Origin of the sequence: Allobosea sp. CCNWLY174 (assembly GCF_037120455.1) — a bacterium.
GTDB classification, from domain to species: Bacteria; Pseudomonadota; Alphaproteobacteria; order Rhizobiales; family Beijerinckiaceae; genus Allobosea; species Allobosea lupini.
Genome location: NZ_JBBBBQ010000014.1, coordinates 1 through 26,902, shown reverse-complemented (window position 1 = coordinate 26,902; position 26,902 = coordinate 1). Strand labels below are relative to the sequence as shown.

At 68.3% G+C, this 26,902-nt stretch carries 23 protein-coding genes; 15 read left to right on the top strand and 8 right to left on the bottom strand.

The window, feature by feature from the left end; genetic code table 11:
• Positions 1 to 2: 2 nt before the first annotated feature.
• The gene (locus V7S63_RS26900) at positions 3 to 1,553 is read right to left on the bottom strand and encodes an aldehyde dehydrogenase (RefSeq protein ID WP_336532571.1); all 1,551 of its coding nucleotides are present in this window, start codon (positions 1,551 to 1,553) and stop codon (positions 3 to 5) included.
• Positions 1,554 to 1,729: 176 nt separating this feature from the next.
• Between V7S63_RS26900 and V7S63_RS26895 the strand changes: the two genes are divergently transcribed.
• The 6 genes from V7S63_RS26895 (at position 1,730) to V7S63_RS26870 (ending at position 7,937) form a co-directional block, all read left to right on the top strand.
• A complete protein-coding gene (locus tag V7S63_RS26895; RefSeq protein ID WP_336532570.1) occupies positions 1,730 to 2,767 on the top strand; it encodes an ABC transporter substrate-binding protein in 1,038 nt (345 codons plus the stop codon).
• 27 nt (positions 2,768 to 2,794) lie between these two features.
• Positions 2,795 to 3,973 (top strand): ABC transporter permease, encoded by a 1,179-nt coding sequence (locus V7S63_RS26890; protein WP_336532569.1) that lies wholly within the window; start codon positions 2,795 to 2,797, stop codon positions 3,971 to 3,973.
• Positions 3,974 to 3,976: 3 nt separating this feature from the next.
• The gene (locus V7S63_RS26885; RefSeq protein ID WP_336532568.1) at positions 3,977 to 4,822 is read left to right on the top strand and encodes an ABC transporter permease; all 846 of its coding nucleotides are present in this window, start codon (positions 3,977 to 3,979) and stop codon (positions 4,820 to 4,822) included.
• Positions 4,823 to 4,830: 8 nt separating this feature from the next.
• The gene (locus tag V7S63_RS26880) at positions 4,831 to 5,919 is read left to right on the top strand and encodes an ABC transporter ATP-binding protein (RefSeq protein ID WP_336532567.1); all 1,089 of its coding nucleotides are present in this window, start codon (positions 4,831 to 4,833) and stop codon (positions 5,917 to 5,919) included.
• A gap of 93 nt (positions 5,920 to 6,012) precedes the next feature.
• Complete coding sequence (locus V7S63_RS26875) at positions 6,013 to 7,191, top strand: FAD-dependent oxidoreductase (protein WP_336532566.1); 1,179 nt, start codon at positions 6,013 to 6,015, stop codon at positions 7,189 to 7,191.
• An 8-nt stretch (positions 7,192 to 7,199) separates the two neighbouring features.
• Positions 7,200 to 7,937, top strand: coding sequence for a maleate cis-trans isomerase family protein (locus V7S63_RS26870; protein WP_336532565.1), 738 nt, complete (start codon positions 7,200 to 7,202; stop codon positions 7,935 to 7,937).
• Positions 7,938 to 7,949: 12 nt separating this feature from the next.
• On the opposite strand, the gene V7S63_RS26865 is transcribed toward V7S63_RS26870, so the two are convergent.
• From V7S63_RS26865 to acnA, 4 genes are read right to left on the bottom strand one after another with little or no spacing between them, the layout of a single operon-like run.
• Positions 7,950 to 8,348, bottom strand: coding sequence for a RidA family protein (locus V7S63_RS26865; RefSeq protein ID WP_336532564.1), 399 nt, complete (start codon positions 8,346 to 8,348; stop codon positions 7,950 to 7,952).
• Between the two features lie 53 nt (positions 8,349 to 8,401).
• Positions 8,402 to 9,133, bottom strand: a complete 732-nt coding sequence (locus tag V7S63_RS26860) for an isochorismatase family protein (RefSeq protein ID WP_291680439.1) — start codon at positions 9,131 to 9,133, stop codon at positions 8,402 to 8,404.
• A 20-nt stretch (positions 9,134 to 9,153) separates the two neighbouring features.
• Positions 9,154 to 10,515 (bottom strand): dihydroorotase, encoded by a 1,362-nt coding sequence (locus V7S63_RS26855; protein WP_336532563.1) that lies wholly within the window; start codon positions 10,513 to 10,515, stop codon positions 9,154 to 9,156.
• Positions 10,512 to 13,220 (bottom strand): aconitate hydratase AcnA, encoded by a 2,709-nt coding sequence (gene acnA / locus V7S63_RS26850; RefSeq protein WP_336532562.1) that lies wholly within the window; start codon positions 13,218 to 13,220, stop codon positions 10,512 to 10,514. The genes V7S63_RS26855 and acnA overlap by 4 nt, the downstream gene beginning before the upstream one ends.
• A 239-nt stretch (positions 13,221 to 13,459) precedes the next feature.
• Between acnA and V7S63_RS26845 the strand changes: the two genes are divergently transcribed.
• Genes V7S63_RS26845 through V7S63_RS26830 form a run of 4 tightly spaced genes read left to right on the top strand, consistent with a single transcriptional unit; the run spans position 13,460 to position 17,447 of the window.
• On the top strand, positions 13,460 to 14,158 hold the full coding sequence (locus tag V7S63_RS26845) for a GntR family transcriptional regulator (protein WP_100963773.1): 699 nt from the start codon (positions 13,460 to 13,462) through the stop codon (positions 14,156 to 14,158).
• Entirely contained in the window at positions 14,155 to 15,105 is a 951-nt protein-coding gene (locus tag V7S63_RS26840; protein ID WP_091836760.1) for an isocitrate lyase/PEP mutase family protein, read from the top strand. The genes V7S63_RS26845 and V7S63_RS26840 overlap by 4 nt, the downstream gene beginning before the upstream one ends.
• Positions 15,106 to 15,118: 13 nt before the next feature.
• On the top strand, positions 15,119 to 16,504 hold the full coding sequence (locus V7S63_RS26835) for an FAD-dependent oxidoreductase (RefSeq protein WP_336532561.1): 1,386 nt from the start codon (positions 15,119 to 15,121) through the stop codon (positions 16,502 to 16,504).
• A gap of 16 nt (positions 16,505 to 16,520) precedes the next feature.
• Complete coding sequence (locus V7S63_RS26830; RefSeq protein ID WP_336532560.1) at positions 16,521 to 17,447, top strand: LysR family transcriptional regulator; 927 nt, start codon at positions 16,521 to 16,523, stop codon at positions 17,445 to 17,447.
• A gap of 7 nt (positions 17,448 to 17,454) precedes the next feature.
• Here the strand turns inward: V7S63_RS26830 and V7S63_RS26825 are convergent, their stop codons facing one another.
• From V7S63_RS26825 to V7S63_RS26815, 3 genes are read right to left on the bottom strand one after another with little or no spacing between them, the layout of a single operon-like run.
• Entirely contained in the window at positions 17,455 to 18,174 is a 720-nt protein-coding gene (locus V7S63_RS26825; RefSeq protein ID WP_336532559.1) for an SDR family NAD(P)-dependent oxidoreductase, read from the bottom strand.
• Positions 18,167 to 19,228, bottom strand: coding sequence for an LLM class flavin-dependent oxidoreductase (locus V7S63_RS26820; RefSeq protein ID WP_336532558.1), 1,062 nt, complete (start codon positions 19,226 to 19,228; stop codon positions 18,167 to 18,169). The genes V7S63_RS26825 and V7S63_RS26820 overlap by 8 nt, the downstream gene beginning before the upstream one ends.
• The gene (locus tag V7S63_RS26815) at positions 19,225 to 19,851 is read right to left on the bottom strand and encodes an NADPH-dependent FMN reductase (protein WP_336532557.1); all 627 of its coding nucleotides are present in this window, start codon (positions 19,849 to 19,851) and stop codon (positions 19,225 to 19,227) included. Before V7S63_RS26815 ends, V7S63_RS26820 begins: the two co-directional genes overlap by 4 nt.
• A 425-nt stretch (positions 19,852 to 20,276) precedes the next feature.
• Between V7S63_RS26815 and V7S63_RS26810 the strand changes: the two genes are divergently transcribed.
• The 5 genes from V7S63_RS26810 to V7S63_RS26790 all read left to right on the top strand — a co-directional run.
• Positions 20,277 to 21,260 carry a Bug family tripartite tricarboxylate transporter substrate binding protein gene (locus tag V7S63_RS26810; RefSeq protein ID WP_336532556.1) on the top strand — a complete coding sequence of 328 codons (984 nt, stop codon included), beginning with the start codon at positions 20,277 to 20,279 and terminating at the stop codon, positions 21,258 to 21,260.
• Positions 21,257 to 21,742, top strand: coding sequence for a tripartite tricarboxylate transporter TctB family protein (locus tag V7S63_RS26805; protein WP_336532555.1), 486 nt, complete (start codon positions 21,257 to 21,259; stop codon positions 21,740 to 21,742). The genes V7S63_RS26810 and V7S63_RS26805 overlap by 4 nt, the downstream gene beginning before the upstream one ends.
• On the top strand, positions 21,742 to 23,241 hold the full coding sequence (locus V7S63_RS26800) for a tripartite tricarboxylate transporter permease (RefSeq protein WP_336532554.1): 1,500 nt from the start codon (positions 21,742 to 21,744) through the stop codon (positions 23,239 to 23,241). Before V7S63_RS26805 ends, V7S63_RS26800 begins: the two co-directional genes overlap by 1 nt.
• Positions 23,231 to 23,671: a nuclear transport factor 2 family protein gene (locus V7S63_RS26795; protein WP_336532553.1), complete on the top strand. Its 441-nt coding sequence runs from the start codon at positions 23,231 to 23,233 to the stop codon at positions 23,669 to 23,671. Before V7S63_RS26800 ends, V7S63_RS26795 begins: the two co-directional genes overlap by 11 nt.
• Positions 23,672 to 23,888: 217 nt before the next feature.
• Positions 23,889 to 26,902 (top strand): beta strand repeat-containing protein (locus V7S63_RS26790; protein WP_336532552.1); only part of this gene is annotated, 3,014 nt, incomplete at its 3' end.

Genomic DNA, 26,902 nt, shown 5'->3' with positions numbered 1-26,902 from the left:
CTTCAGCGCCGGATGAACGGGTTCGGGATGTCCGTCGCCGTCGAGATCCAGACGCTCTTGGTCTCCATGTACTCGCGGATACCGGCGATGCCGCCCTCGCGCCCGACGCCGCTCATCTTGAAGCCGCCGAAAGGCGAGGTCGTGCTGGTCGAGCGGTAGTTGTTGACCCAGACCGTGCCGGCGCGGACCCGGTTCGCCATGGTCAGCGCCCGGCGCATCGACTGCGTCCAGATGCCTGCAGCCAAGCCGAACTGCGTGTCGTTGGCGATGCGGACCGCCTCGTCCTCGTCCTTGAAGCGGATCACCGACAGCACCGGGCCGAATACCTCCTCCTGGGCGATGCGCATGCTGTTCTTCACGTCGACGAAGATGGTCGGCTTGAAGAACAGCCCCTTCGGATAACCGGGCACCGACGCCGGCTCGCCGCCGGCGACGAGGCGGGCGCCCTCGGACTTGGCGATCTCGACATAGGACTTGATCTTCTCGAGCTGCGGCCTGGTCGAGATCGGCGCGACCTGCGTTGCCGGATCGGAGGGATGGCCGAACCTGACATCGGCGATGAAGGCTTTCAGCCGCTCGACGAAGGCGTCGTGGATCGTGTCCTGCACCAGCAGGCGCGAGCCGGCGACGCAGGTCTGGCCCGAGGCCGCAAAGATGCCGGCGACCGCGCCCTTGATCGCCTGGTCGAGTTCGGCGTCGTCGAAGACGATGTTCGGCGACTTGCCGCCGAGCTCCAGCGTCACTCGCTTCATATGGCGGGCGGCCTTCTCGTTGATCATCCGCCCGGCCTCGGGCCCGCCGGTGAAGGCGATGCGCTCGACCAGCTTGTGGCTGATCAGCGCGTCGCCGACCTCGGCGCCATAGCCGGTGATGACGTTGACGACGCCCTTGGGGAAGCCGGCCGCCTCGACCAGCTTGACGAATTCGAGCAGCGAGGCCGAGGTGAACTCCGACGGCTTCAGCACGACGGTGCAGCCGGCCGCCAGGGCCGGCGCCAGTTTGAGGCTGGTCAGCGGCAGCGGCGAGTTCCACGGCATGATGCAGGCGACGACGCCGATCGGCTCCGGCCTGGTGTAGTTGAACACGCCGGGCTTGTCGGTCGGGATCACCGTGCCTTCGATCTTATCGGCCAGCCCGCCATAGTAGTAATAATAGTTCGCCATATAGCGCATCTGCATCGAGAGCTCGGCGAAGAGCTTGCCGTTGTCCCGCATCTCGACCCGCGCCAGCCAATCGGCGTTCTCGGTGATGAGGTCGCCGAGCCTGCGCAGCAGCGCGCCGCGCCCCGAAGCCGATAGCGCCGGCCAGGCTCCTTCCGAGAAGGCGCGATGCGCCGCAGTGACCGCCCGCTCGACATCGGCGGCATCGCCGCGCGCCACCCAGGCCCAGTCCTCGCCTGTCACAGGGTCCGATGTCTCCAGCCACGCATTGCTCGCCGGATCGATGAAAGCCCCGTCGATATAGTGCTGATAGCGATAGCGCTGGTCCGAATCCTGCTGGGTCGGGCGGATCGCCGGCGAGATCGGATCGAGCGAGAGCGTGGCTGCGGTCATCGGAGGTCCCTGGAGAGCACGGCGTCGGGTAGCCGTTGACAGATATGTATCATCATCATATCAAAAATACCAATACGCTTGTCACGTGGGTGGCGGGCGGCTTGACGCGGCAGCAGGACTACCGTCGATGGCCGTCGAAACCCGGGCTTGATATCCATAAGAACGAGGGGATGAGCATGAAGACGACGAGATTTGCCTGCGCGGGGCTGTTCGCGCTCGGACTGGCCTCGGCAGCGGCTCCTGCCCAGGCACGCGACCTGATGGTCGTCGGCTTCGGGGGCGGTTTTCAGGACAATGCCCGCAAGCACCTGTTCCAGGGCTATGCGACGGAAAAGGGCGTCAAGGTCGCCGACGACGTCTACAATGGCGAGATGGCCAAGATCTATTCGATGGTGAAGTCGAACGACGTCACCTACGACGTGATCATGGTCGAGGCGCCCGAGCTCGCCCGCGGCTGCGAGGACGGCGTCTTCGAGAAGCTCGACTGGAGCGTCATCGACCAGAAGAAGTTCATCCGCGGCGGCACCACCGCCTGCGGTGCCGGCGCCGTCGGCTGGGGCGTCAGCCTGTTCTACGACCAGGCCCGGAATCCCACCGGCCCGGCGAACTATGCCGAGCTCTGGGACGTCCGGAAGTTCCCCGGCAAGCGCTCGCTCCGTTCCGGCGCCAAGATGACGCTCGAGATCGCCCTGATCGCCGACGGCGTGCCGGCCGCGGATGTCTACAAGGTGCTGGCCACGCCGGACGGGCAGAAGCGCGCCTTCGCCAAGCTCGACCAGATCAAGCCGCATGTCGTCTGGTGGAAGTCGGGCACGCAGCCGCTCCAGCTGGTCGGCTCGGGCGAGGCGGCCTATGCCGTCGGCTATGTCGGGCGCACGATCCGCGCCAATGAGGGCGGCGCCAAGTACCCGGTGCAATGGAACACGCTGCTGTTCTCGTTCGACTATTGGACGGTGGTGCGCAACTCGCCGAACAAGGCCGAGGGCATGAAGCTGATCAGCTACATGACCGACGAGAAGCCGCTGACCAACCTGGCGCAGGACTGGGCGGTGTCGCCGGCCAACGCCGCCGTCGCCAACAACCCCGAGATCATCAAGAAGAACCCCGGCATGGTCGCCAACCACGCCAAGGAAGGGCTCTTCATCAACACCGAGTTCTGGGTCGAGCACGGTGAGGACCTCGAGGCCCGCTTCAACGCCTGGCTGGCGAAGTAAGCCGGCGCGCGGGCACGGGGACTCGGCATGTCACGACGGAACCTGCTGGCGGCGGCGCTGATCGCGCCCCTCCTGCTCCTGGTCACGCTGAGTTTCCTCGTCCCGCTCGGGGCGACGCTCTATCGGGCGGTCGACGATTCCGAGTTCTCGACCGCCCTGCCCCGCACCGCGGCGCTCCTACGCGCCTGGGACGGCAAGGACCTGCCGCCCGACGAGGCCTTCGCCGCCATCGTCGAGGAACTGCGCGCCGCGCAGCAGAACCAGGAGGCCGGAGCGGTCCTCAGCCGCCTGAACTTCGAGGAGACCGGCCTTCGCAGCTTGTTGCTGCAGGCTGCCCGCGCCTCCGCACGATTGGCTCCTCCGATCAAGGATGGCCTGATCGCGCTCAATCCGCGCTGGGGCGAACCTGAGCTCTGGCGCATGTTCAAGCGCGCCACCGGCCCCTGGACCTCGCTCTATCTGCTGCGTTCGCTCGATATGCGCCCGACCGACAAGGGCATCGTCCATGCCGGCGCGGAGGATGCAGTCTTCCTGCCGCTGTTCTGGCGCACCTTCGAGATCAGCCTGATCGTCACGGTGATCTGCGCGCTGCTGGCCTATCCCGTCGCCTACACGCTCTCGATCCTGCCGCAGGGCTGGGCCAATGCCGGGATGATGCTGGTGCTGATCCCGTTCTGGACCTCGATCCTGGTGCGGACCACCGCCTGGTTCATCATCCTGCAGCGCGAGGGGCCGATCAACGCGCTGCTGATGGCGTTCGACATCGTCAACCAGCCACTGACGATGATCTTCACCCGCTTTGCCGTCTATCTCGCCATGGTCCATGTGCTGCTGCCCTTCGCCATCCTGCCGCTCTACGGCGTGATGAAGGGCATCAAGCCCGACTATATGCGCGCCGCCGCTTCGCTCGGCGCGCCGGGCTGGCGCCGCTTCCTGCGGATCTACCTGCCGCTGACCATGCCGGGCGTCGCTGCGGGATCGCTGATGGTGTTCATGCTCTCGGTCGGCTTCTACATTACGCCGGCCCTGGTCGGCGGTTCCGGCGACCAGATGGTCAGCTACTTCATCGCCTTCTTCACCAACACCTCGGTGAACTGGGGCATGGCCGCCGCGCTGGCGACGCTGCTGATGGCGATGACCGCCCTGCTCGTCATCGTCGCGCGGCTGATCGTGCCCGGCTTCCGCTCCGGCAATGTGAAGGTCTGAGCGATGGCAGGCACCGCTCCCTCCTCCCCTGCGCGCAAGCTCTCGATCGGACGCCTCGCACTGGCGCTCGCCACGGCCCTGATCCTGCTCTTCCTGGTCGCGCCGATCGTCGTCGTCTTCCCGCTCTCGCTCTCCTCGGGCGAGTTGCTGGTGCTGCCGACGCCGGGCTACTCGCTGCGCTGGTACGAGGACTTCTTCACGTCGAGCCGCTGGCTCGGCGCCACCTGGAACAGCTTCGTCGTCGGCATCGCCACCATGGTCCTGGCGACCCTGCTCGGCACACTCGCCGCCTTCGGCATCTTCCTCGGCCGCTTCCCCGGCAAGGCGCTGCTGCTCGCCATCCTGTCGCTGCCGATGGTGACGCCGGTCATCGTCACCGCGATCGCCATGTATTTCTCGCTGTCGCTCGTCGGCCTCGGCTCGACGCTGACCGGGCTGATCCTCGCCCACACCGTGCTGTCGGTGCCCTTCGTGCTGCTGACGGTGCTGGCCTCGCTGCAGACCTTCGACCAGAACCTGCTGCGCGCCGCCGCCAGCCTCGGCGCCAATCCGGCGATCGCCTTCCGCCGCGTCGTGCTGCCGCTGATCGCGCCGGGCGTAGCGACCGGCGCGCTCTTCGCCTTCGCCACATCCTTCGACGAACTGATCGTGGCACTGTTCATCGCCAGCCCCGGCCAGTTCACCCTGCCGCGCCAGATGTATGCCGGCCTGCGCGAATTCCTGAGCCCGACCATCGCCGCCGCCGCCGTGCTGCTGATCCTCTTCTCGGTGCTGCTGCTGGCCCTCAACGAATTCATCCGGAAGCGCGCGCAGGCACGCGGGGCCTCCCCCTCCGGCCCGACCGCATGAGTACTGGCATGAGCGACCCCATCATCGTCTTCGACAAGGTCACCAAGAGCTATGACGGCACGACGCAGGTCGTGAAGTCGCTCGACTTCGCCGTCGAGCGCGGCGAGTTCGTCACGCTGCTCGGCCCCTCCGGCTCGGGCAAGACCACGACGCTGATGATGCTGGCCGGCTTCGAGGACCCCTCCGGCGGCACCATCACTTTCGACGGCCGCCCGCTGAACAATGTCCCGGCCCATCGGCGCGGCATCGGCGTGGTCTTCCAGAACTATGCGCTGTTCCCGCATATGAGTGTCGCCGCCAACCTCTCCTTCCCGATGGAGATGCAAAGCGTCAGCCGGGCGGAGCGCGAGGAGCGGGTGCGGGGCGCGCTCGACATGGTCAAGCTCGGCCATCTCGCCGACCGGCGCCCGACGCAGCTCTCCGGGGGCCAGCAGCAGCGCGTCGCGCTCGCCCGGGCCCTCGTCTTCCGGCCCAAGCTCGTGCTGATGGACGAGCCGCTCGGCGCGCTCGACAAGCAGTTGCGCGAGCACATGCAGCTCGAGATCAAGCACATCCACGAGCAGCTCGGCGTCACCGTGGTCTACGTTACCCATGACCAGGGCGAGGCGCTGACCATGTCGAACCGCGTCGCCGTCTTCCATCATGGCCGCATCCAGCAACTGGCGCCACCGAACGAGATCTACGAGAAGCCGGCCAACGCCTTCGTCGCCTCCTTCATCGGCGAGAACAACAGGCTCGACGGGAGCATTGTCGCCCGCGATGGCGCCCAGTGTCGCCTGCGCCTCTCCGATGGCAGCGAGGTCCGCGCCATGGCCGGCACCGACCTGCCGGTCGGCGCACAAGCCGTATTGGCGCTTCGCCCCGAAAAGGTCCTGATCGGCCCCGCCGCCGCCGGCGAGAACCGCTTCGACGCCGTGATCGAGGAACTCATCTATTACGGAGACCACACCCGCCTGCGCCTGCGCGTCGGCGGCTCCGAAAGCTTCACCGCCCGCCTGACCTTTCGCGACGGCCTGCCCGCTCTGCAGCGCGGCGAGCGCATCCCGGTCGGCTGGGCAACGGCGAACTGCCTCGCGCTCGGCCCGGAAGAGACCTGAGGGCCGCTCCCGGCCGCTCTTGCCAAAACATATTAAGTAGCATACTTAATACAAATTAATGCGCGACGCATGGCGCCGCTGCGGAGGATGCTCATGACTGCCAGCCTGACAACGCAAGTGATCGTAGCCGGCGCCGGGCCGGTCGGCCTCGTCGCCGCCCTGATCCTTGCCAGAGCGGGCGTCGACGTCGTCGTGCTCGAAAAGCGCGCCGCCCTCACCGCCGCCTCCAAGGCCTCGACCTTCCACCCAGCGACGCTGGAGATCCTCGATGAGCTCGGCGTGCTCCAGCCGATGCTGGCCGAGGGCGAGATCGTCAAGCGCATCCAGTACCGCACGCCGGACGGCCCCTTCGCCGAGTTCATCCTGGCCGACCTCGCCGAGCGCACCCCCTTCCCCTTCCGGCTGCATCTGGAGCAGGCCCGCCTGACGCCGCTGCTGCTGGCGCAGATCGAAGCGCTTCCCAATACACGCGTACTGTTCGGCGCCGGTTTCGAGGCGCTGACGCAGGACGAGAATGGCGTCACCGTCACTGCCGACCGCGATGGCGCGCCGCTAACCATCAGAGCCGACTACCTGCTCGGCACCGACGGCGCCCGCAGTGCCATGCGCGAGGCGCTCGGCATCGCCTTCGACGGCATGGTCTATCCGCACAAGGTCCTGCGCGTGATGACCTCGGACGATCTCGACACCGTGCTGCCGGGGATCGCGCCGATCACCTATCTGCACAATGGCTCGAAGTCCCTGAGCTTCCTCAAGATGCCGGATTGCTGGCGCATCATCATCCGCGTGCCCGGCGACGTGCCGGACGAGACCGCGCTGCAGGACGGCTGGTTCGCCGACCGCATCCGCGAGGTCATGCCGAGCTGGACTAAGCCGCCGACCGTTCTGGGACGCGACGTCTACGGCGCCAGCCGCCGGGTCGCCTCGCACTACCATGTCGGCCACGCCTTCCTCGCCGGCGACAGCGCCCACGTCACCAACACCCGCGGCGGCATGAACATGAATTGCGGCATCCACGACGCGAAGGCGCTGGCCGAGGCGATGATCCGCGCCTTGCGCGAGCACCGGCCGGAGCTCGTCGTTGCGGCCGCAACCGAGCGCAAGCGCATCGCCGAGGAGATGCTGATCCCGCGCACCGACCGCAATGTCGCCGGCGGCGCGGACTGGCTGCAGAAGGTGCGCGATCTCGCCGCCTCGCGCAGCAGCGCCATCGACTATCTCGCCACCGCCGCGATGCTCGACATGCTCGAACGCCCGGCCCGCGCCGCCTGAGGGACGCCATGGATCTGTCTCAACTCGCCACGCAGCCGGCGCTCGGTGTCCTCGTCCCGCCGGCCAACCCGACCGTCGAGCCGGAGATGAACCGGCTGATCTCCTCGGGCGCGCGGGTCTACGCCACGCGCCTGCCGGTGATGCCGGACACGACGCTGGAGCAGCGCAACCGCGCCTATATCGCCTCCTACCAGCCGGCGCTGAAGAGCTTCGGCAGCCTGAAGCTCGATGCCGCGACAGTCGCGCTGACCGGGCCGAGCTACCGGCTCGGCGCCAGCGCCGACGATGCCCTGGCCGCATGCCTCTCCGAGGCAGCGGGCTTTCCCGTAGAGACCGCAAGCGGCGCGATCCGCCATGCGCTGAAGGCGATCGGCGCGAAGCGCATCTGCCTGTTTTCGCCCTATCCGGCCTGGCTGACCGAGGAGGCTACGAGCTACTGGGCCGGCGCCGGTTTCACCGTCGCGCAGGTCGTCAAGGTCTCCGAGACCTTCCGCGCCTATGAACTGACCACGGAAGAGGTCGAGGACGCCTTGCGCCAGGTCGAGACCGCCGGCATCGACGCCATCGTCATGAGCGGTACCGGCATGATCACTCTGCCGGCCATGCTGGGACGCGCCGAGGGCTCGGCCCCGCCGCTGCTCTCGTCCAATCTCTGCTGTGCCTGGTGGATGATGAAGCAGGCTGGCGTGAAGCCCGCCGCGCTGTTCACGCGGGCCTGTTCCAAATTGAGTGCGACGCTGGGCTGAGCCAGGCCCGTCTCAGCACCCGGGCCGATGGGCGACGCATTTGATCTCGACCAGCAGGCCGGGATGGGCCAGCTCGGAGACACCGATCCGGGTCCAGGCATAGCCTTCGCGCGGGACGAGGCGGTTCTTGACCTCGCGGAACACGTCCATGTGGCGCGCCATCCCGACATGATAGGTGGTGACGTCGACCATGTCGGCGAAGCTGCAGCCGGCTGCCTCCAGCACGATCCGGACATTCTCCCAGGCGGCGGCGAACTGCTCCGCCGGGTCCTCGATCACTTGGAGATCAGGCGTGCGACCGACCTGGCCAACGACATAGACGATCTCGCCGACGCGCACCGCCGGCGCATAGCCGGCCCGCTCGACGATGGCGCGCATCGATTCCGGGACGATGATCTCGCGATCGGCCATGGCTGCGGTCCCCTTCTAGCGATCGACTTATGTTTTAGGTCATCGAGGAAGCTTCAGCCCTGCACACCGGTCGGCAGGTCGTCGCGGACGGCGAGGCCGCCGAGATAGTCCTTGACCTCGGCCGACGGGATCACGTCGGCATATTTGCAGTTGAGGTCGAACAGGTTGATCGCGTGGCTCGCCTGGAAGCGGTCGAACGCCGTCTCCTCCGGGATCACCACCTTGAAGTTATAGGAATAGGCGTCGACCGCGGTCGCGCGCAGACAACCCGAGGTGGTGCAGCCGGTCAGGATCAGCGTGTCGACGTCGAAGAAGTTGAGATGGCTCATGAAGATGGTGCCGAAGAAGCAGGACGGCTTGCGCTTGCCGATGCGGATGTCCTGCGGGCGCGGCGCCAGCGGCGCGACGGTCTGGGTCGCATGCGTGCCCTCGGTCGAGGTCTTCTCGGTGCCGCGATGGTTCTTGCCGACCTGCACGCCGGAATCAATCATGTCCGGCCGGCGGGCGCTCTCGGTGTAGAAGACAGGGATGTTCTTCTCGCGTGCCAGCTCCAGCAGCGGCACGATGTGCTCGACCGCCGCCCAGGCCTCGGGACCGCAATGGGTGCGGTACTGCTTCAGACCTTCCAGGATGTCCTCAGGCTTGTCGCCGCAGAAATTGTACTGGACGTCGATGATGAACAGGGCCGGACGCTTGCCGAAGCCGCCGCGCTTGCCATAGCCGGCCTGCGCATAGACCTGCTTGTCGCGCTCGGTCAGGAAATCGTCCCAGATTCGCTTGGTCATCGTGTTTGAGCCTTTGGTCGTCAGGAGCGGTGCAGGTAGCGGCCGGCCGGCGTCGCGCGGGCATCGGGATCGACGGCGCCGTCGCTGGCGATGATCCGGCCGCGCAGGATGGTGCGTACCGGCGCGCCCTTGAAGCGCATGCCCTCATAGGGCGAGTAGTCGGAGTGCGATTCCTGCGTCGCCGGATCGACCAGTACTTCTCTGTCGGGATCCACGACGACGAGGTCGGCATCCATGCCGACGGCGATGTGGCCCTTGTTCGGGATCGAATAGAGCTTCGCGACATTGGCGCTGGTCGCGGCGGCGATCTGCTCGATCGGCAGCCCGCGCCTGTGCACGCCCTCATGGATCAGTATCGGCAGCAGCGTGCCGAGGCCGGGGAAGCCGGCGCTGGCCTTCCAGATGTCCGGCCCCTTGGTCTCGCGCTTGCGCGGCACATGGTCGGAGCCGATGGTCGAGATCGTGCCGTCGCGCACGCCCTCCCACAGCGCCTCGACATCGTTCCCAGACCGCAGCGGCGGATTGACCTTGCCGAGGAAGCCGATCGGCGACTGGCTGGTCAGCGAAAGGTAATGGCTGCAGGTCTCGACATGGATCGGCGCCCGGCCCGGCCGCTTCGCCCGGCGCACGATCTCCAGGCTCTCGGCGCTCGACATGTGCACGATATTGACCGGGCACTGCGCCTTCTCGCCGAAATAGATCACGCGGAACACGTTCTCGGCCTCGAGGAAGCCCGGGCTCTGCTCGTCCCAGACTGGCAGGTCGTTGCGGCCGGCTGCCTTCAGCGGCTCGCGGAAGACCGGGATGACCTCGACATTCTCACAATGCACGCCGACGACGCCGCCCTTGATGCGCGCCCCCTGCAGCAGCGCCCGGTAGAGCAGGCCGTCATCGATCTCGGTAAAACCCTTCGCCGCGCCCGAGGCGCCCTTGTACATCAGGTAGACCTTGATCGAGGTCACGCCGAAGCGCTCGGCGCATTCCGGCAGCGTGTCGATATGCAGCTTGCTGGTGACGCCGAAATGGAAGCCGAAATCGATCAGCGACTGGCTCTCGCCGCGCTCCTTCCACGGCCCGGTCGACTGGCGCAGATCGTTGGACCGGTGGAAGGTCATCATCCCGGTGACGCCGCCGATGGCGGCCGAGCGCGATTCCGTCTCGAAATCGGTCTCGTTCGAACCGAAGCCGATATGGGTATGCGGGTCGATCAGCCCCGGCATCACCCATTTGCCGCGGCAATCGATCACCTCCCTGGCGCTCGCCTGCTCGCCCGGCGCCAGCAGCGCGGCGATGCGGCCGTCCTTGACCGCGACCGAGCCGGTGCGGACCCCGACGCCCGGGAAGACGACCTCGCCCCCCGTCAGCAAGAGATCGAAACTCATGGATGCTCCGTCGTGACCAGAGCCGGCGCCTCGCGCCGGGTGAAGAAGGCGAGGACCTCGGCCATGATGCCGCCCGCCCTCAGGCAAGCGCGCTCGCTCCGGGTCGAGACATCGGCCGTGACCGAAAAGCGGATCGACCCGGCGGCGCCGGTGGCGGTGACCGTGGCCGAGCCGGTGCCGTCGATCGCGGCGACCATGCCCTCGATGTCGAAGGCCTCGCTACCGTCGAGGCCGAGCTGGCGCCAGCCTTCGCCGTCGGCGAAGCGCAGCGGCACCACGCCCATGCCGATCAGGTTGGAGCGATGGATGCGCTCATAGCTTTCGGCGATGACGGCGCGCACGCCGAGCAGGGCCGAGCCCTTGGCGGCCCAGTCGCGGCTGGAGCCCATGCCGTAATCCTTAGCCCCGAGCACGATCAGCGGCACGCCGCGCTCGCCATAGGCGGTCGCGGCCTCGTGGACGGAGACGACCTCGCCCTCCGGCTGGAGCTGCGTCCAGCCGCCCTCGCGGCCGGGCACCATCTGGTTCTTGATGCGCAGGTTGGCGAAGGTCGCGCGCGCCATCACCTCGTGATTGCAGCGCCGGCCGACATAGGTGTTGAACGCCTTCGGCTCGATGCCGAGCCCGATCAGATAGCGCCCCGCAGGGCTGTCGACCGGGATCTCGCCGCTCGGCGAGATGTGGTCGGTGGTCAGCGAGTCGCCATAGGCGCCGAGCACGCGTGCCCCGCGCAGGGCATCCGGCACGCCCTCGCGCGCCCGCTCGCGGGCGAGATCGAGGAAGGGCGGCTCGACCAGATAGCTCGATTGCGGATTCCAGCCGAAGCGCAGCCCGCTCGGCGCCGCGAGCTCGTCCCAGAGCAGGCCGGAGGGCGTATCGCCATAGACCTCGCGGAACAGGCGTGCATCGCCGGCACGCGCCGCCAGCGTGGCGATCTCAGTCTCGTCCGGCCAGAGATCAGCGAGCCGGACCGGCTTCTCGGCATCCGGCCCGTTGAGCGGCCCGTTTTCGAGATCGATGTCGATCCGCCCGGCCAGCGCGAAGGCGACGACCAGCGGCGGCGACATGATGTAGTTGGCCCGTACCTGACGATGGATGCGGCCCTCAAAATTGCGGTTGCCCGAGAGCGCAGCGGCGGCGACCAGCCCGCCGGCATCGATCGCCTGCGCCATCACCGGCAGCAGCGGGCCGGACTTGCCGCCGCAGGTGGTGCAGCCATAGCCGACGACGCCGAAGCCGAGCCGCTCCAGCGGCGCCAGCACGCCGAGTTCGTCGAGATAGCGCGTCACCACGCGCGAGCCCGGCGCCAGCGAGGTCTTGACCCAATCCGGCACCTTCAGCCCGGCCGCGACCGCATTGCGCGCCAGCAGCCCGGCGGCGATCATCACCGCCGGGTTGGAGGTGTTGGTGCAGGCGGTGATCGCCGCAATCGCCAGCGCGCCGTGCCGCAATTCGGCCCGGCCAGCAGGCGTCGAGACCGGAACGGCCGCAGCAGGGTCGGCGGCAAAACCGCCGTCCGCAAGCGGCTGCGGCAGCCGGCCTACAAAATCCGTCGCGACGGCGGCAAGGTCGAGCCGATCCTGCGGACGGCGCGGCCCGGCGACGCTGCGGCCAACCTTGCCGAGGTCGATCTCGATCACGCGGGAATAGTCCGGGTCGGGCTGTCCCGGCTCGCGGAACATGGCGTTGGCCCGCGCATAGGCCTCGACGAAGGCGGCCTGCTCCGGCGAGCGCGTGCGGGAAAGATAGCGAAGCGTCTGCGCATCAATCGGGAAGAAGCCGGCGGTCGCGCCGTATTCCGGCGCCATATTGGCGAGCGTCGCCCGGGACGGGACCGACAAAGTCGCCGCGCCCGGCCCGAAATATTCGATCACGGTCGCAACGACGCGCTCGCGCCGCAGCCGCTCGGTGACGGTGAGGACGAGGTCGGTGGCGGTCGCGCCCGGCGGCAATGCCCCGACGAGCCTGACACCGACGAATTCCGGCACCGGGAAGACATAAGGTTGCCCGAGCATCGCGGCCTGCGCCTCGATGCCGCCCACGCCCCAGCCGAGCACGCCGATGCCGTTGATCATCGGTGTATGGGAATCGCCGCCGATGACGAAGTCCGGGCAGGCGATCTCGCCGAACGATGTCGACACCCGCGTGATCACCGGAGCGATGTGCTCCAGATTGACCTGATGGATGATGCCGGTACCCGGCGGATAGACACGGACGGAGCGGAAGGCCTGCTGCGCCCATTTCAGGAAGCTGTAGCGCTCGCCATTGCGCTCGAACTCGCGCGCCATGTTGCGCGCCATCGCGTCGGGCGTGGCCGAGACGTCGACCTGCAGCGAATGGTCGACGATGACGTCGACGGGAATGCGCGGCTCGACGCTGGCCGGATCGCAGCCGGCTTCGGCGACGGCATCGCGCAACGAGGCGAGATCGAGCAGCACCGGCAGGCCGCTGGAATCCGGCAGGATGACGCGGCCGACGGTCAGCGGCACGCCGACGCCGTATTTGTCGCGCCAGTGCAGCATCGCCGCGACGGCGTCCGCACCGATATTGGGATCGCAGAGCCGGCCGCGTTGGAGATTCTCGACGAAGACGCGGCAGGCATAGGGCAGCGTGGCAAGGCCGATACCGGCATGCTCGGCCGCATGGGCGACCGAGACATAAGCTCCCGCCGCGGCATCGATCTTCAGGCTGTCATCGGACGTCATGAAGTCGGCCATTTTGCCGTTCGCATCGCTCTCACTCGCCGAAAATGAAAGCCCGCCCTGTAAATGTCAACACTTTCAAAAAAGTATTTTCCTACAGACGTTTTGGTTCCGAGCAGCCAGCTATCGGGTTAAGGCCGCGATGCATATGAAGTTGGCCGCGCGACTTCCTGTGTGCTGACTTTCAACGGGCATCCGTCAAAACTGTTGACACATTTTCAACCCGCTTCTAGCATTCGCCCATGGACCTGCAGGAAGCGGAAACCGGCGAACGGCGCCCCGAGACGCTCGGCGAAGAGGTCTTCGGCCGCATTCTCGAGCTTATCTACAGCACCGAACTCGCGCCCGGCATGGTCGTCAACGAATCCGTGCTGGCGACGCGCTTCGGCGTCAGCCGCGGGCCGGTGCGCGAAGCGATCCGCCGCCTCCAGGGCATCCAGCTCGTCTCGCGCGAGCCGTTCCTACGGGCGCGCGTCGTCTCCCTGTCCGCCCAGGCGATCCTCGAGCTCTTCCAGATGCGCGAAGCGCTCGAAGGCTATGCCTGCCGCCTCGCCGCCCAGCGGATGAGCGAGGCCGAGATCGATGCGTTGATCGCCGATCTCGAAGCAGCCCATTCCGGGCGCCAGCCCGAAGGCGCGCGCTTCGACTTCCACGTGCGGATCGTCCGCGCAAGCGGCAACAATCGCATCATCGACAGCCTCTGCGGCGATCTCTACCACCTGCTGCGCATCTACCGGCGCATCTCCGGGGCCGTGCCGGAGCGCAAGGAGCTCGCCTTCACCGAGCACTGGCAGATCCTGCGCGCCATCAAGATGCGCGACGGCGCACTCGCCGAATCCCTGATGCGCTCGCATGTCGAGCGCGCCGGCCGCCATGTGCTGGCCCAGGTTCCCGAAACTCCATCCCCTGCCGCCACCGATGCGGAGAAACGAGCATCATGATCGCCAGACGCGAGATTTCGGCTCCGGCCGCCTTCCGGGCCCTGCTCAACTCCGGCGAGTTCCTGGTGTCGCCCGGCGTCTATGACGGCTACAGCGCCCGCCTGGTCGAGGCCGCCGGCTTCAAGAGCGCCTGCACCAGCGGCGCCGCCATCGCCAATGCGATCCTCGGCGTCGAGGATCTCGGCATGATGGGGCTGAACGAGAACGTCAATCACTGCCGCCAGCTCGCCCGCTCGATCGCTATCCCGCTGACCTGCGATGCCGACAACGGCTACGGCAACCCGATGAACGTGCATTACACCGTGCAGATGTTCGAGGAGGCCGGCGTCGCCGGCGTCAACCTGGAGGACCAGGTCAGCCCGAAGCGCTGCGGCCACATGCCCGGCAAGGAAGTCGTCTCAAGGGAGGAGATGGTCAAGAAGATCGAGGCCGCCTGCCTCGCCCGCCGCGACGACGACTTCGTCATCATCGCCCGTACCGACGCCCTCGCGGTCGAGGGCATCGACGCGACGCTTGAGCGCATCCGCGCCTACGTCGCCGCCGGCGCCGACGCGATCTTCCCCGACGCCGTCAAGACCGAGGATCAGATCGCCCGCGTCGTCGAGGCCGCCGGCGGCAAGCCGGTCTCGATCAACATGGGCTTCGGCATCCGCCCGCGCCCGACCACGCCGCTGATCCCGCTGCCGCGCCTGAAAGAACTCGGCGTGCGCCGCATCAGCCTGCCGCGCATGCTGCCGGCTGCCGCGATCAAGGCGATGCAGGAAGCGCTCTTCGTGATGCGCGGCGTGATGGAGACCGGCATCCCGGCGGATCGATCCGATCTCCTGGTCGGCATCGACGAGATTTGGGACCTGATGGGCTTCCCCGCCATGCAGGCGCTGGAAAAGCAGCTCCTCACCACCGACCATTACGAGACCAAGTACAAGGCGACAGCGAAAGCCCACTGAGGCGGAGCGGACCATGACGTCCGCCGAGCCCGACCTCGAGGTCGACGTCGTAGTGATCGGCGCAGGCGGCTGCGGTCTCGTCGCGGCGCTCGCCGCGCATGAGGCAGGAGCCGAGGTCGCGGTCGTCGAAAAACTGCCGCGCCTCGCCGGCAACACCATGCTGTCGAGCGGCTCGATCCCCGCTGCCGGCACCCGCTTCCAGGCCGCGGCCGGCATCACCGACGATCCCGCCCGCTTCGCCGCAGATCTGCGCCGAACCGCCGGCCCCCACGAGGCCGAGGCACTGGTCGATCGCCTCGCCGACATCTCGGCACCGATGGTCGAATGGCTCGCCGATACCATCGGCCTGCCGATCGAATTGATCGGCGCCTACCGCCATGTCGGGCACAGCGTCAACCGTCTCCACGCCGTGCCCTCGCGCCGCGGTGCTGACCTGATGCAGGGGCTCTGGCAAGCGGCCGAGGAGCGCGGCATCCCGGTGGCGCTAGCGACCCCCGCGACCGCGTTGGTCGTCGAAGTCGGCGCCGTCCGCGGCGCGCGGGTCCGGACGCAAGGCAGCGAGGAGAGCCTGATCGCGGCCAAGGCCGTGATCCTCGCCTGCAACGGTTTTGGCCATGACCGGGAACTGCTCGCCCGCCACGCCCCCGACATCGCCGGGGCCGAGTATTTCGGCGCGCTCGGCAGCGATGGCGAGGCGGTGCGCTGGGGCGAGGCACTCGGTGCCCGCTTCGCCAATATGGGCGCCTACCAGGCCCATTCCGCCATCGCCCAGCCGCATGGCGAGCTCGTCACCTGGACCGTCGTCGAGAAGGGCGGCGTCATCGTCGACGAGACCGGCCGGCGCTTCGCCGACGAGACCCTCGGCTATTCCGCTTTTGCCGCGCCGGCGCTGGCACGCGGCGGTCGCCTGTTCGCCATCTATGACAGCCGCATCCGCGAGGCGACCGCCGCCGGCCAGCCGGATTTCGGCGTGCTCGTCGCCCATGGTGGCGCGCCCGATTTCGCCGATGCCACCGCGCTCGCCACAGCGTGCCGCCTGCCGCCGGATGTGCTCGGAGAGACGCTCGCGCTAACGGCTGGTGCAGCCCAGGGCGATCGGCCGGACGTCCTCGGCCGGAAGGCCTGGGGCATGGGGCCCCTGCAGGCGCCGTTCGTCGCGACACGGATCGCTCCGGCGCTGTTCCACACCCAGGGCGGCCTGCTGGTCGACGAGGAGGCGCGCGTGTTGCGCTCGGATGGCGGCGTCGTTCCGGGCCTCTATGCCGGCGGCGGCGCCGCGGCCGGCATCAGCGGGCAGGCCGGCGGCGCCGGCTATGCCTCCGGCAACGGCCTGCTCGCAGCGCTCGGCCTTGGCTTCATCGCCGGGCGGGCGGCGGCTCGCCTGACGCGAACCGCCTAGAGGGAGGGCGCAGCCGATGGATCTCCGGGCGCTGCGCTATTTCCGGACCGTCGCCGAATGCGGCAGCTTCAGCCGCGCCTCGGAGATGCTCCGCATTTCCCAGCCGGCGGTCAGCCGCACCATCCGCGAGTTGGAAGGCGAGCTCGGCAAGGAGCTGCTCGAACGCGGCCGCGACGGCGCCCGCCTCACCGAGGCCGGCCGCATCCTGTTCGAGCACTCCGCCCAACTGCTGCGCCAGGTCGAGCAGGCCGCCAGTGACGTTCGCCGCGGCGCCACCGCACTGACCGGCCGCCTCACCATCGGCATGCCGCCAGGCGTCGGCCATCTGCTGGCGCCGCCTCTGCTCGCCCGCTTCAGCGCCGCGCACCAACAGGTCGAGATCAAGCTCGTCGGCGGGTTCTCCAGCCAGCTCCGCGACCTGCTCGCCCGCCGCCAGCTCGATCTCGCCTTCGCCCATGATCCGCTGCCGCAGCGCGGTCTCAAGGTCACGCCGCTGCTGCGCGAGGAGGTCTTCGTCGTCGGGCTCCCCGGCAGCCTCGGCGGCGGCACCGGTGGATTGCCCTCGGCCGAGATCGTCAAATTGCCGCTGATCCTGCCGAGCCGGCCGAACGCCTCGCGCCGCCTGCTCGACGCCTGGGCCGCGCGCGAGGGCCTGTGGATCGACGCGCGCTACGAGGTCGACGACCACGTCATCACCAGCGGGCTGGTCCGGCGCGGCCTCGGCGTCAGCCTGATGACCCGTGCCACACTCGCCGCCGGCATGCTCGCCGGGGCGGTCGACATCCGCCCGATCGCGCCGCGCGCCTATTGGCCGCTGGCGCTAGTCGAACTCGATCTGCCCTCGCCCTCGACCATCGCGGCGGAGTTCGCCCGGATCGCGCTCGGGATCGTCCGCGAGATGACCGAGCAGGGCGGCTGGCCGGGCGCGATCGGCCCGGAGTGAACCGGTCTCAACTCGGCGCGACCAGCGAGGCCCCGCCGCAGACATAGAGCGTCTGGCCGGTGATCGCCCCGGCCTCCGGCGCCAGCAGGCACTGCACGAGATAGGCGACCTCGTCCGGCGCGATCAGCCGGCCGAGCGGCAGCGAGACGGCAGGCGCCTCGCCGCGACCGGGATCGCGCAGCATCGGCGTGTCCGTCGCAGCCGGCGCCACGACATTGACTGTGATGCCGTGCGGCGCCAGCTCGAGCGCGAGGCTCCGGGCAAGGCCCTGCAGCGCCGCCTTGCTCGCGGCATAGGCGCCCCTCCCCGGCCGGCCGAGCGCGCCGCGGCTCGACAGCAGCACGATACGCCCGCGGATATCAGGCAGGATCGGCACGAGCTCGCGCAGGATGGCGATGGCGGCGCCGACATGCAGTCGCCAGAGCGTTTCCATATCCTCGTCGCGGATCTCGGCGATGCGCCCCGTCCGCATCAGCCCGGCGCAATGCACGAAGGCGTCCGGCCGCTCCGCCAGGATGTCCGGCAAGGCACTCGCCAGCGCAGCGGCATCGAGCAGATCGAGCGGCACTGTGCGCAGGCCGGCAGCCTCCGCCTCGGTCGGTGCCGCCTGGCGGTCGATGCCGGTTACGCGCCAGCCAGCTGCCAGCAGGCGCTGCGCCAGCGCAAGGCCGATCCCGGACGAGCTGCCGGTAATCAGGGCGTGGCGGGAGAATACCGCCTCAGCCATCGGCCGGCTCCGGCTCCGGCTTTATCGCCGCACCATCGATCACCAATCGCTCGCGCAGCAGCGGAACGACCCCCTCGGCGAAATTGGCAAGTCCCTCCGCCATCGGGTGGAAGCGCAGCATCAGGCAATCTACGCCGATGCGTGAGTACGTCTCGATCCGCTGCGCCAACAATTCCGGCGTGCCGACTAGCCCGGCCCCAAGCCCGCGCGCAGCCACGGCGGCGATGCGGCTGCGCTTGCCGTAGTCCAGCATCTCCTCGGCCTGGGCGTGAGCGTCGTCCTGCGTATCGGCGCAGATCACATGCGCGCTGAGCCCGATGCCGAGTTCGCGCTCGTGGCCGGCGGCGAGCGCCTTCATCTCGGCGATCTCCTGCGTCATCACCGCCAGGTTGTCGTCATAGAGGCGGTAATCGGGCACGTAGTCGGCGAACCAGACATCGCAGCTTTCCGCCACCAGCGCCTTGCCCTCGGGCGAGCGGCTGGCGGCGTAGATCGGCGGCGGCGAGCGGCGCGCCTTCAAGGGCAGGCTCGCCTTGTCGACCGTGTAGAAGCGGCCGCTGAACGAGAACGCCTCCTGCGTCCACAGCCCGCGCAGCACCCGGACGAATTCGCCGAGGCGCGCGGCGCGGTCGGCGCTGCTCTCCAGCCAGCCGCCATTGCCGAACAGATTGAGCTCGTCGGGCCACCAGCCATTGACCAGGTTGATCGCGAAGCGCCCGCCGCTGATCCGGTCGAGCGAGGCGCCCATCTTGGCCACGGCCTGCGGCGTGACGATGCCGGGATGGGCGGCGACCATCAGCTCCATGCGCTGCGTCCGCTGCGACAGTGCCGAGGCCATCACCCAGGATTCGAGATCCGGCCCAAGCCAGCGCTCGGCGATCAGGGAGATCGAGAACCCCGCTTCTTCCGCCTGCTGCAGGATGCGAGCGGCAAATTCGAAGGAGGTGTCGGCCGCATCCCCGGTGCCCGCCGTGCCGAGCTCGGCGATCGCACGCTCCATCTCGGGTTCGGCGCGGATGGTGTGGGGCAGCGGCGCCCAGATTCCCAGCCTCATGACGCAGTCCCGGCCGAGGTGAAGGTCGCGGCGCGCTGTACTGATGCCAGCCCGACGAGCGCCGATCCCTGCGAATGGACGAAGGCAAGCACCTGCTCGCCGACGCGGCGGAGATCGGCGGCGACTGCAGGATCGCTGCAAACTCCCCCGGCGAACAGGCCGGGCGCCGTGCGGATCGTTGCGCCGTACGGCGTCGGCCAGCCGCGCAGCGCATGTGCGATCGTCCGCAGTGTCGCGAGCGTCTGGCCCGCCGCCTGCCAGCCGGCGGCACAGGCGATCAGCCCGATCGGAATACCGTCGAGATAGGGCCGCGCCTCCCCTGCCAGCTCCTCGGCATAGTCGAGCGCGTTCTTGATCAGGCCCGAGACGGTGCCGTGATAGGCCGGGCTCGCGATGATGAGCCCGTCGCAATGCATCAGCGCCGAAACCAGCGCTGCAGCACCCGCATCCTGGCGCGCGATGCCCGGCTGATAGAGCGGCAGCAGGAGGTCGCGCCCGGCGAAGATGCGGATCTCGGCCTCATCCGCGATCGCCTCGCAGGCCTGGCGCAAGGCGAGTTCGCTCGAGGACTGCTCACGTGGCGTGCCACCGATGCCGACGATGAGCGGCTTGACGGCGGGCATTCTCGCGGGAGGGGACGTGGCCAGCATGGGCTCCGGCTCGGACAGGACAGGGCGCCTCACAAGACCGGGCTCACGACCCGGCGTCCAAGGCCGTTTCGTCATCGCCCCATAAGCGGATTGCATGCAGATCTCGCACATACTGTTGACACTATCGACGATGGACTCTGCGCCATCTCCAAAGTGCACCGCGCCCCTGCAACACCAGCCTCATTGAGGGGGGACCATGAGGCGCTGCTGATGCAGGACTTCAACTCATAATGCCCGCCTGACCGCCCGCTTTCGAGACACGTGCCGAAATATGCGTCAGCCAGCGCCGCAAGAAGTGTTGACATTTTATTGCATACAGCAAAGGCTCAGGCATCGCGCGTCTGGTCCGGCTCCTTGCCACTAGGCCCCGATCAGGCCGGAACGAGGGAAGACGAACGATGAGCGGGATGGACGAAGCGGGAATCGGGAGGCGCGCCCTCCTCGGCGGGTTGGCCGCTACGGCCGGGCTCGGCCTGGCGAGCCGGGCGGCCTTCGCCTTTCCGACGCAACCGATCACCTTCGTCGTGCCCTATGCGCCGGGCTCGACCGATCAGTTCGCCCGCGCCTTCGGCACCGAGATGGAGAAGATTCTCGGAAAGAACGTGCTGGTCGAGACCCGTCCCGGCGCCGGCGGCACGATCGGCGCGAACTACGTCGCCAAATCGGCCAAGCCCGACGGCCACACCCTGCTGTTCTCGACCTCGGCGCCGCTCTCGGTCGCGCCGCACCAGAACCAGTTGCCCTATGCGGTGTCCGATCTGCGGCCGGTCGCCCGCGTCGGGCTCGGCCCCAACGTCATGGGCGCCCGCGTCGGAGCCCCCTTCAACGACGTGAAGAGCCTCGTCGCCTATGCCAAGGCCAATCCGGAGAAGGTCACATTCGGCAGCGCCGGCACCGGCGGCGGCACGCATCTCTCCGGCGAGGCCTTCGCGCTGGCCGCCGACATCAAGCTGACCCATGTGCCCTTCCCTGGCGCGACGCCCGCGGTGGCGGCGACCGTCGGCGGCACCATCGACCTCGCGCTCGGCTTCGCCCAGTCGATCGTGCCGCAGGCCAAGGGTGGGCGCATGGTCGCGATCGCGCAGTTCGGCAAGACGCGCGCCAAGATCCTGCCGGACGTACCGACCTTCGCCGAATCCGGCGTCGACCTCGCTTTGTCGCCGCTGGTCGGCATCTGGGCGCCGAAGGCGACGCCCGACGCGGTGGTGCAGCAGCTCGCCGCCGTGATCGAGAAGGCCGCCGCCGGCCCGGCCGTCATCGCCTTCGCGCAGAGCACGATGACCGAGGTCGAGTTCGCCGGCCCGGACGTCTTCGGCCGCGAGATCGCCGAGGAGAGCGCGATGATGAAGCCGCTGCTCGTCAAGCTCGGCCTGGCCAAGTGACCGGAGAGACGAGCAGCCTGGCCGCGACCCTGCGGCCGCGCCTCGGCGCGATCGCAGGCATCGTCTGCGGCCTGATCGGGACCTTCGCCTCGCTGCAGCTGCCGCTCGGCACGAGCCGGCTGCTCGGCCCCGGGGCGGTCCCGCTGCTGCTCTCGCTGGCGATGACCGGCCTGAGCCTCGCGCTGCTCGTCAAGCCGGGTTCGGACGAGGCCGAAGCGGATGAGGAGGATGGCGGCCTGCATGGCGCGGCCATGGTCGCGCTCGTCACGCTGATGATCGGCGCCTTTGCGTTGCTGCTGACCTGGCTCGGCTTCATCGTCGCCGGCACCGCGCTGATGTACGGCCTCTATGCGATCGGCGAGGAGAAACTGGTCTCGGCCAAAGCCCTCCTCCGGGCCGTGCTGACCGCGCTCGCCGCCTATCTGCTCTTTGTCGTCGCGCTCTCGGTCAACATGCCGGCCGGCACGCTCTGGGGTTACTGATGGAAGGCTTGCTCGGAGGGTTCATCGTCGCCCTGAAGCCGATGAACCTGGTCTTCTGCTTTGCCGGCGCGTCGATCGGCACGCTGATCGGCGTCCTGCCGGGGCTGGGCCCCACGGCTGCCATTGCGATGCTGTTGCCGCTGACCATCGGGCTCGACCCGGTCTCGGCAATCATCATGATCGCCGGCATCTATTACGGCGCCAGCTATGGCGGCTCGACCACCGCCATCCTCGTCAAGATTCCAGGCGAGGCCCAGAGCGTCGTCACCTGCCTCGATGGCTACAAGATGGCGCAGCAGGGCCGCGCCGGCGCCGCCATCGCCATCGCCGCGATCGGCTCCTTCGTCGCCGGTACGGTCGGCGCGGTCGCCATCGGCCTGATCAGCATGCCGCTGGTCGAGTTCGCCATCCGCTTCGGCCCGGCCGAGAACCTGTCTCTGCTGCTGCTCGGCTTCATCGTCATCCTGGTCCTGGCCAAAGGCAACGTCGTCAAGTCGCTGATCATGATCGCCGCCGGCCTGCTGCTCAGCATGGTCGGACAGGACGTCATCACCGGCCAGCCGCGCTTCACCCTCGGCATTCCCGAGCTCACCGACGGCTTCGGCGTCGTCGTGGTCGCGATGGGCATCTTCGGCCTCGGCGAGGTCTTCGAGAACGTCGAGAAATTCCGCACCCGTTCGATGCAGGCGGTTCCCGTCGGCAGCCTGATGCCGACCAAAGACGACTGGAAGCGCTCGGCGATGCCGATCGCACGCGGCTCGGTGCTCGGCTTCCTGATCGGCCTGCTGCCGGGCGGCGGCGCGACGCTCGCCTCCTTCATCTCCTATGGCGTCGAGAAGAAGTTCACCAAGCATCCGGAGGAGTTCGGCAACGGCGCCGTCGAGGGCGTCGCCGGGCCGGAGGCCGCCAACAATGCCGGCGCGGCCGGCTCCTTCATCCCGCTGCTGGCGCTCGGGCTGCCCGGCAACCCCGTGACCGCCCTGCTGCTGGGAGCGCTGATCGTCCACAACGTCACGCCGGGCCCGCTGATGATCCAGGAGCGGCCGGAGATCTTCTGGGGCGTGATCGCCTCGATGTATGTCGGCAACGTCATGCTGGTGCTGCTCAATCTGCCGCTGATCGGCATCTGGGTGCAGCTGCTGAAGGTGCCCTATCGCGCGCTCTATGCCGCGCTGATCCTGTTCATGATCATCGGCGCCTATTCGCTCAACAACAACCCAGTCGAGATTCTGCTCCTCCTGCTGTTCGGCGTGCTCGGCTACGGCCTGCGCAAATTGCGCTTCGACACGGCGCCGCTGATCCTCGCCTTCGTGCTGGGCGGGCCGATCGAGTTCAACCTGCGCCAGACCATGATGCTGGCGCGCGATCCGCTCGACTATCTGATGGGCCGGCCGATCGCCCTGACCATCCTGGCCTTCGGCCTGCTGCTGATCGTGCTGCCGATGTTCTCGAAAGTCCGTCAGAAGCTGATGCTGGCGCGGGCGGTCAATGAGCTCTGAGGCGATCCTCTCTCCAGCCCTGGCGGCCGAGCGCCATGACGGGCCAAAGGCGCTCGCTTTGCGCTATCTCGCGGCGATGGAGCGGCGTGACCTCGATGCCGCCCGCAGCTTCATCACCGCGGATGCCGCGTTCGTCTTCCCTGGCGGCGTTAGGCGGAGCGATCTGGCCGCGATCGTCGCCGGCTCGTCCGCCCGCTATCGCAGCATCGCCAAGCATATCGAGCGCTGCGACTGCTGCGAGCAGAGAGACGGCACCGCCATCGTCTATGTCCTCGGCAGCCTCTATGGCCGATGGCCTGATGGCACCGCCTTCTCCGATATCCGCTTCGTCGACCGCTTCGAGATCGCCGGCGGATCGATCCGGCGCCAAGACGTCTGGAACGACAGCGGCGAGGCCCGATTGGCCGCACAAATCTCGGATCCGGGCTGAGGCCGTCTCATTCACTCCCGAGCCGGCTGCCGCAAGCGCGTCGTTGAGCAGACGCGGATGATGCCTTCCGTCGGCCGAGGCTGCCGGATGGCAGGCTGAGCCCGAGGAACTGCGGCAGAACTGCAACAATTTATTTTATCTCGAGATGTGAACGGCTGTTCATTGCCTCCTGCCCTTACCCGCCTAAGCCTGTGGCGCGGTTGGGTTGGGCATTCTCATGATATCGGTCACCAGTCCTGCGCTCGGCGGGACATCTCGCACGCGGCTCGCATCGCACCTGCTCGCGGGCACGGCGCTCGTGCTGCTCCTGTCCGCCGGGCAGGCGCTCGCCAATGGCGGGCGCGGTGGCGACCGAAGCAGCGCGCAACCGGGCTCCGGCGGCGCGGGCGGCATCGACAACCCGACGGGTGCCGGTGGTGCGGGCGCCAGAGGTCAAATAGCGCCAGGAGGCAATGCGGGCGGCGGCGGCGGCGGCGCCGGCGCTGTTACCGGCGGGACTGGCGGGCTGGCCGGCGACGGCAACCCCAACGAGGGCCGAGGCGGCGATGGCGGCGTGCATGGCGCCGTCGGCGCGGTCCTGCCGGTCGGTGCCAGTACCGGCAGCAATGGCGGCGACGGCACCTCCGGCTATTTCTACTCGGGCGGCGGCGGTGGCGCGGGCGGCTTTGGTGGCGTGGTCACGGGCGCGGGTGCGACGGGAGCGATCGCCGGCACGCTCACCGGCGGCAATGGCGGCCATGGCGGTGGTAGCTTTTATGGTTTCGGCGGCGGAGGCGGTTCCGGCGGCATCGGCCTGCTCTTCACCGATGGCAGCGCTGCCCAGGACCTGACCATCGACGGCACGATCCAGGGCGGAAACGGCGGAAACGGCGGCTCCTATGTATCGGACGGCACTGGCGCCGCCGGCGCGGCCGGCGTTGGCGGCGCCGGCCTGGTCTTCACCAATGGCGGCGCGACGACGACGCTGACCGTCAACGGCACGATCCGTGGTGGCGTTGGCGGGCGCGGCGGCTCGAATTTGCCGACGTCCTTCGGCCGCCCCCCCAACCCAGGCGAAGAGGCGAACGGCGTAGGCGCAGCCGGCGGCGAGGCCATCATCGGCGCCGACCTGATCATCACCAATAACGGCACGATCGAGGGCGGCTTGTCGGGTGACGGCACGACGCGGGCCGCGGCGATCCATTTCACCGGCGGCAGCAACAGGCTGACCATCGGCAACGCCTCGGCGACTATCAATGGCGGCATCGTCGTCGACACCGGCACGCTGACCTTCGACCAGACGATCGCCGCGACGATCGGCAGCGTGGTCAGCGGCGCTGGCGGCGTGGCCAAGGAGGGCTCGGGCACGCTGACGCTGACCGGCGAAAACACCTATAACGGCGGGACGGCGCTCAATCAGGGCACGCTCTCGATCTCGCAGGATACCAATCTCGGCGATGTGTCGGGTGGACTGACCTTCAATGGCGGCACCCTGCAGGCGACCGCGAGCTTCTCGACGGCGCGAGCGGTGACGCTCAACGCCAACGGCACGGTCGAAGTGACCGCCGACCAGACTTTCACCATGGATGGCACGATCACTGGCACCGGTGGCATCGCCAAGACGGGAACCGGCACGCTAGTCCTGACGGGCACGAATTTCTACACCGGCGGCACGACGATCTCGGCGGGGACGCTCTCCGTCTCGTCCGATGCCAATCTCGGCAATACCGCCACCGGCATCACCCTTTCCAACACGACGATCGTCGGCGGGGCCGGCACTGGGGCTGACGCTGTCCTGCGCACCACGTCGACCTTCTCGAGCGGTCGGAGCATCGCCTTCACCACGGGCGGTGGGCGGATCGAGACCGATGCAGGCACGACGCTGACGCTCACCGGTTCGATCACCACCGGCGGCAGCGCCAGCTTCATCAAGCAGGGCGCCGGCACGCTGGTTCTGACCGGCAACAGCTCCGGCGACTACAATGGCCGGACCTGGGTCAACGAGGGCACGTTGCGGATCGAGGCCGGTGGCAAGCTCGGCAGCTCCGTCGCTGGCGGGCAGGCCTATATCAGCAATGGAGCCACCGCGATCGTCACCGGGACCGGCTCGAGCTGGGAGACCTTCGGCCAGATGCGGGTCGGCGAGATCGGCTCGGGCACATTGCTGATCGAGGCTGGCGGCTCGGTGAAGACCGGCAGCGGCACCGGCACGGTCGGCATCGTCGGCGGCGGCGGCGACAGTTCGGTCACCATTACCGGGGCGGGCTCGCAATGGGTCGGTAACGGCACGCAGCTCTATGTCGGCCATGCCAATACCGGCACACTGACGCTGTCCGAGGGCGGAACGCTGCAGCTGACCGGAGGTGGAGGCGGCAGCGAGGGCGGGGGCGGCAGCAGTACGCTCGATCTCGGCCTCGTCGGCGGCAGCGCCGGCGGCACAGTCAATATCGGCGCGGCCGAGGGCAGCGCCGCCACGGCGGCTGGCAATCTCATCGTCAGCACCGTCGCCTTGAACACCAGCGCCAGCAAGCTGGTCTTCAACCACACCGAGGCCAGCTATACTTTCTCGCCGTCGATCACCGGCACCGGCTCGGTGCGCCAACTCGCCGGAACGACGAACCTGATGAGCGCGAACAGCTATTCGGGCACGACGACCGTGTCCGGCGGCACCTTGCGGGCTGGCGTCGCCGGCGCGTTCTCGTCGAACTCGGCCTTCACGGTTGGTGCCGGCGCGACGCTCGATCTCGCCGGCTTCGACCAGAGCATCGCCTCGCTGGCCGGCGCCGGCACGGTCACGCTCGGCTCGGGCACGCTGAGGGCCGGTTCGGATAACTCGTCGACGACCTTCTCGGGCACGATCACCGGCACGGGCGGGGTGACCAAGGCGGGAACCGGCACGCTGACGCTGACGGGAGCCAACACCTATACCGGCACGACCAAGGTCTCGTCCGGCAAGCTCGTCGTCAACGGCTCGCTGGCGAGCGCTGTCACGCTCGACGGCGGTACGCTCGGTGGCTCCGGCACGATCGCCGGTGTGAGCGTCGCCAGCGGCGCGACGGTCGCGCCGGGCAATTCGATCGGGACGCTGACCGTCTCGGGCAATGTCTCCTTCGCCTCGGGCTCGACCTATCAGGTCGAGATCAACGCCGCCGGCCAGGGCGACAGGATCGTCGCTTCGGGCTCGGCGACGCTCTCGGGCGGTACGGTGCAGGTCCTGGCCGAGAGCGGCAACTACGCGGCGTCGACGAGCTA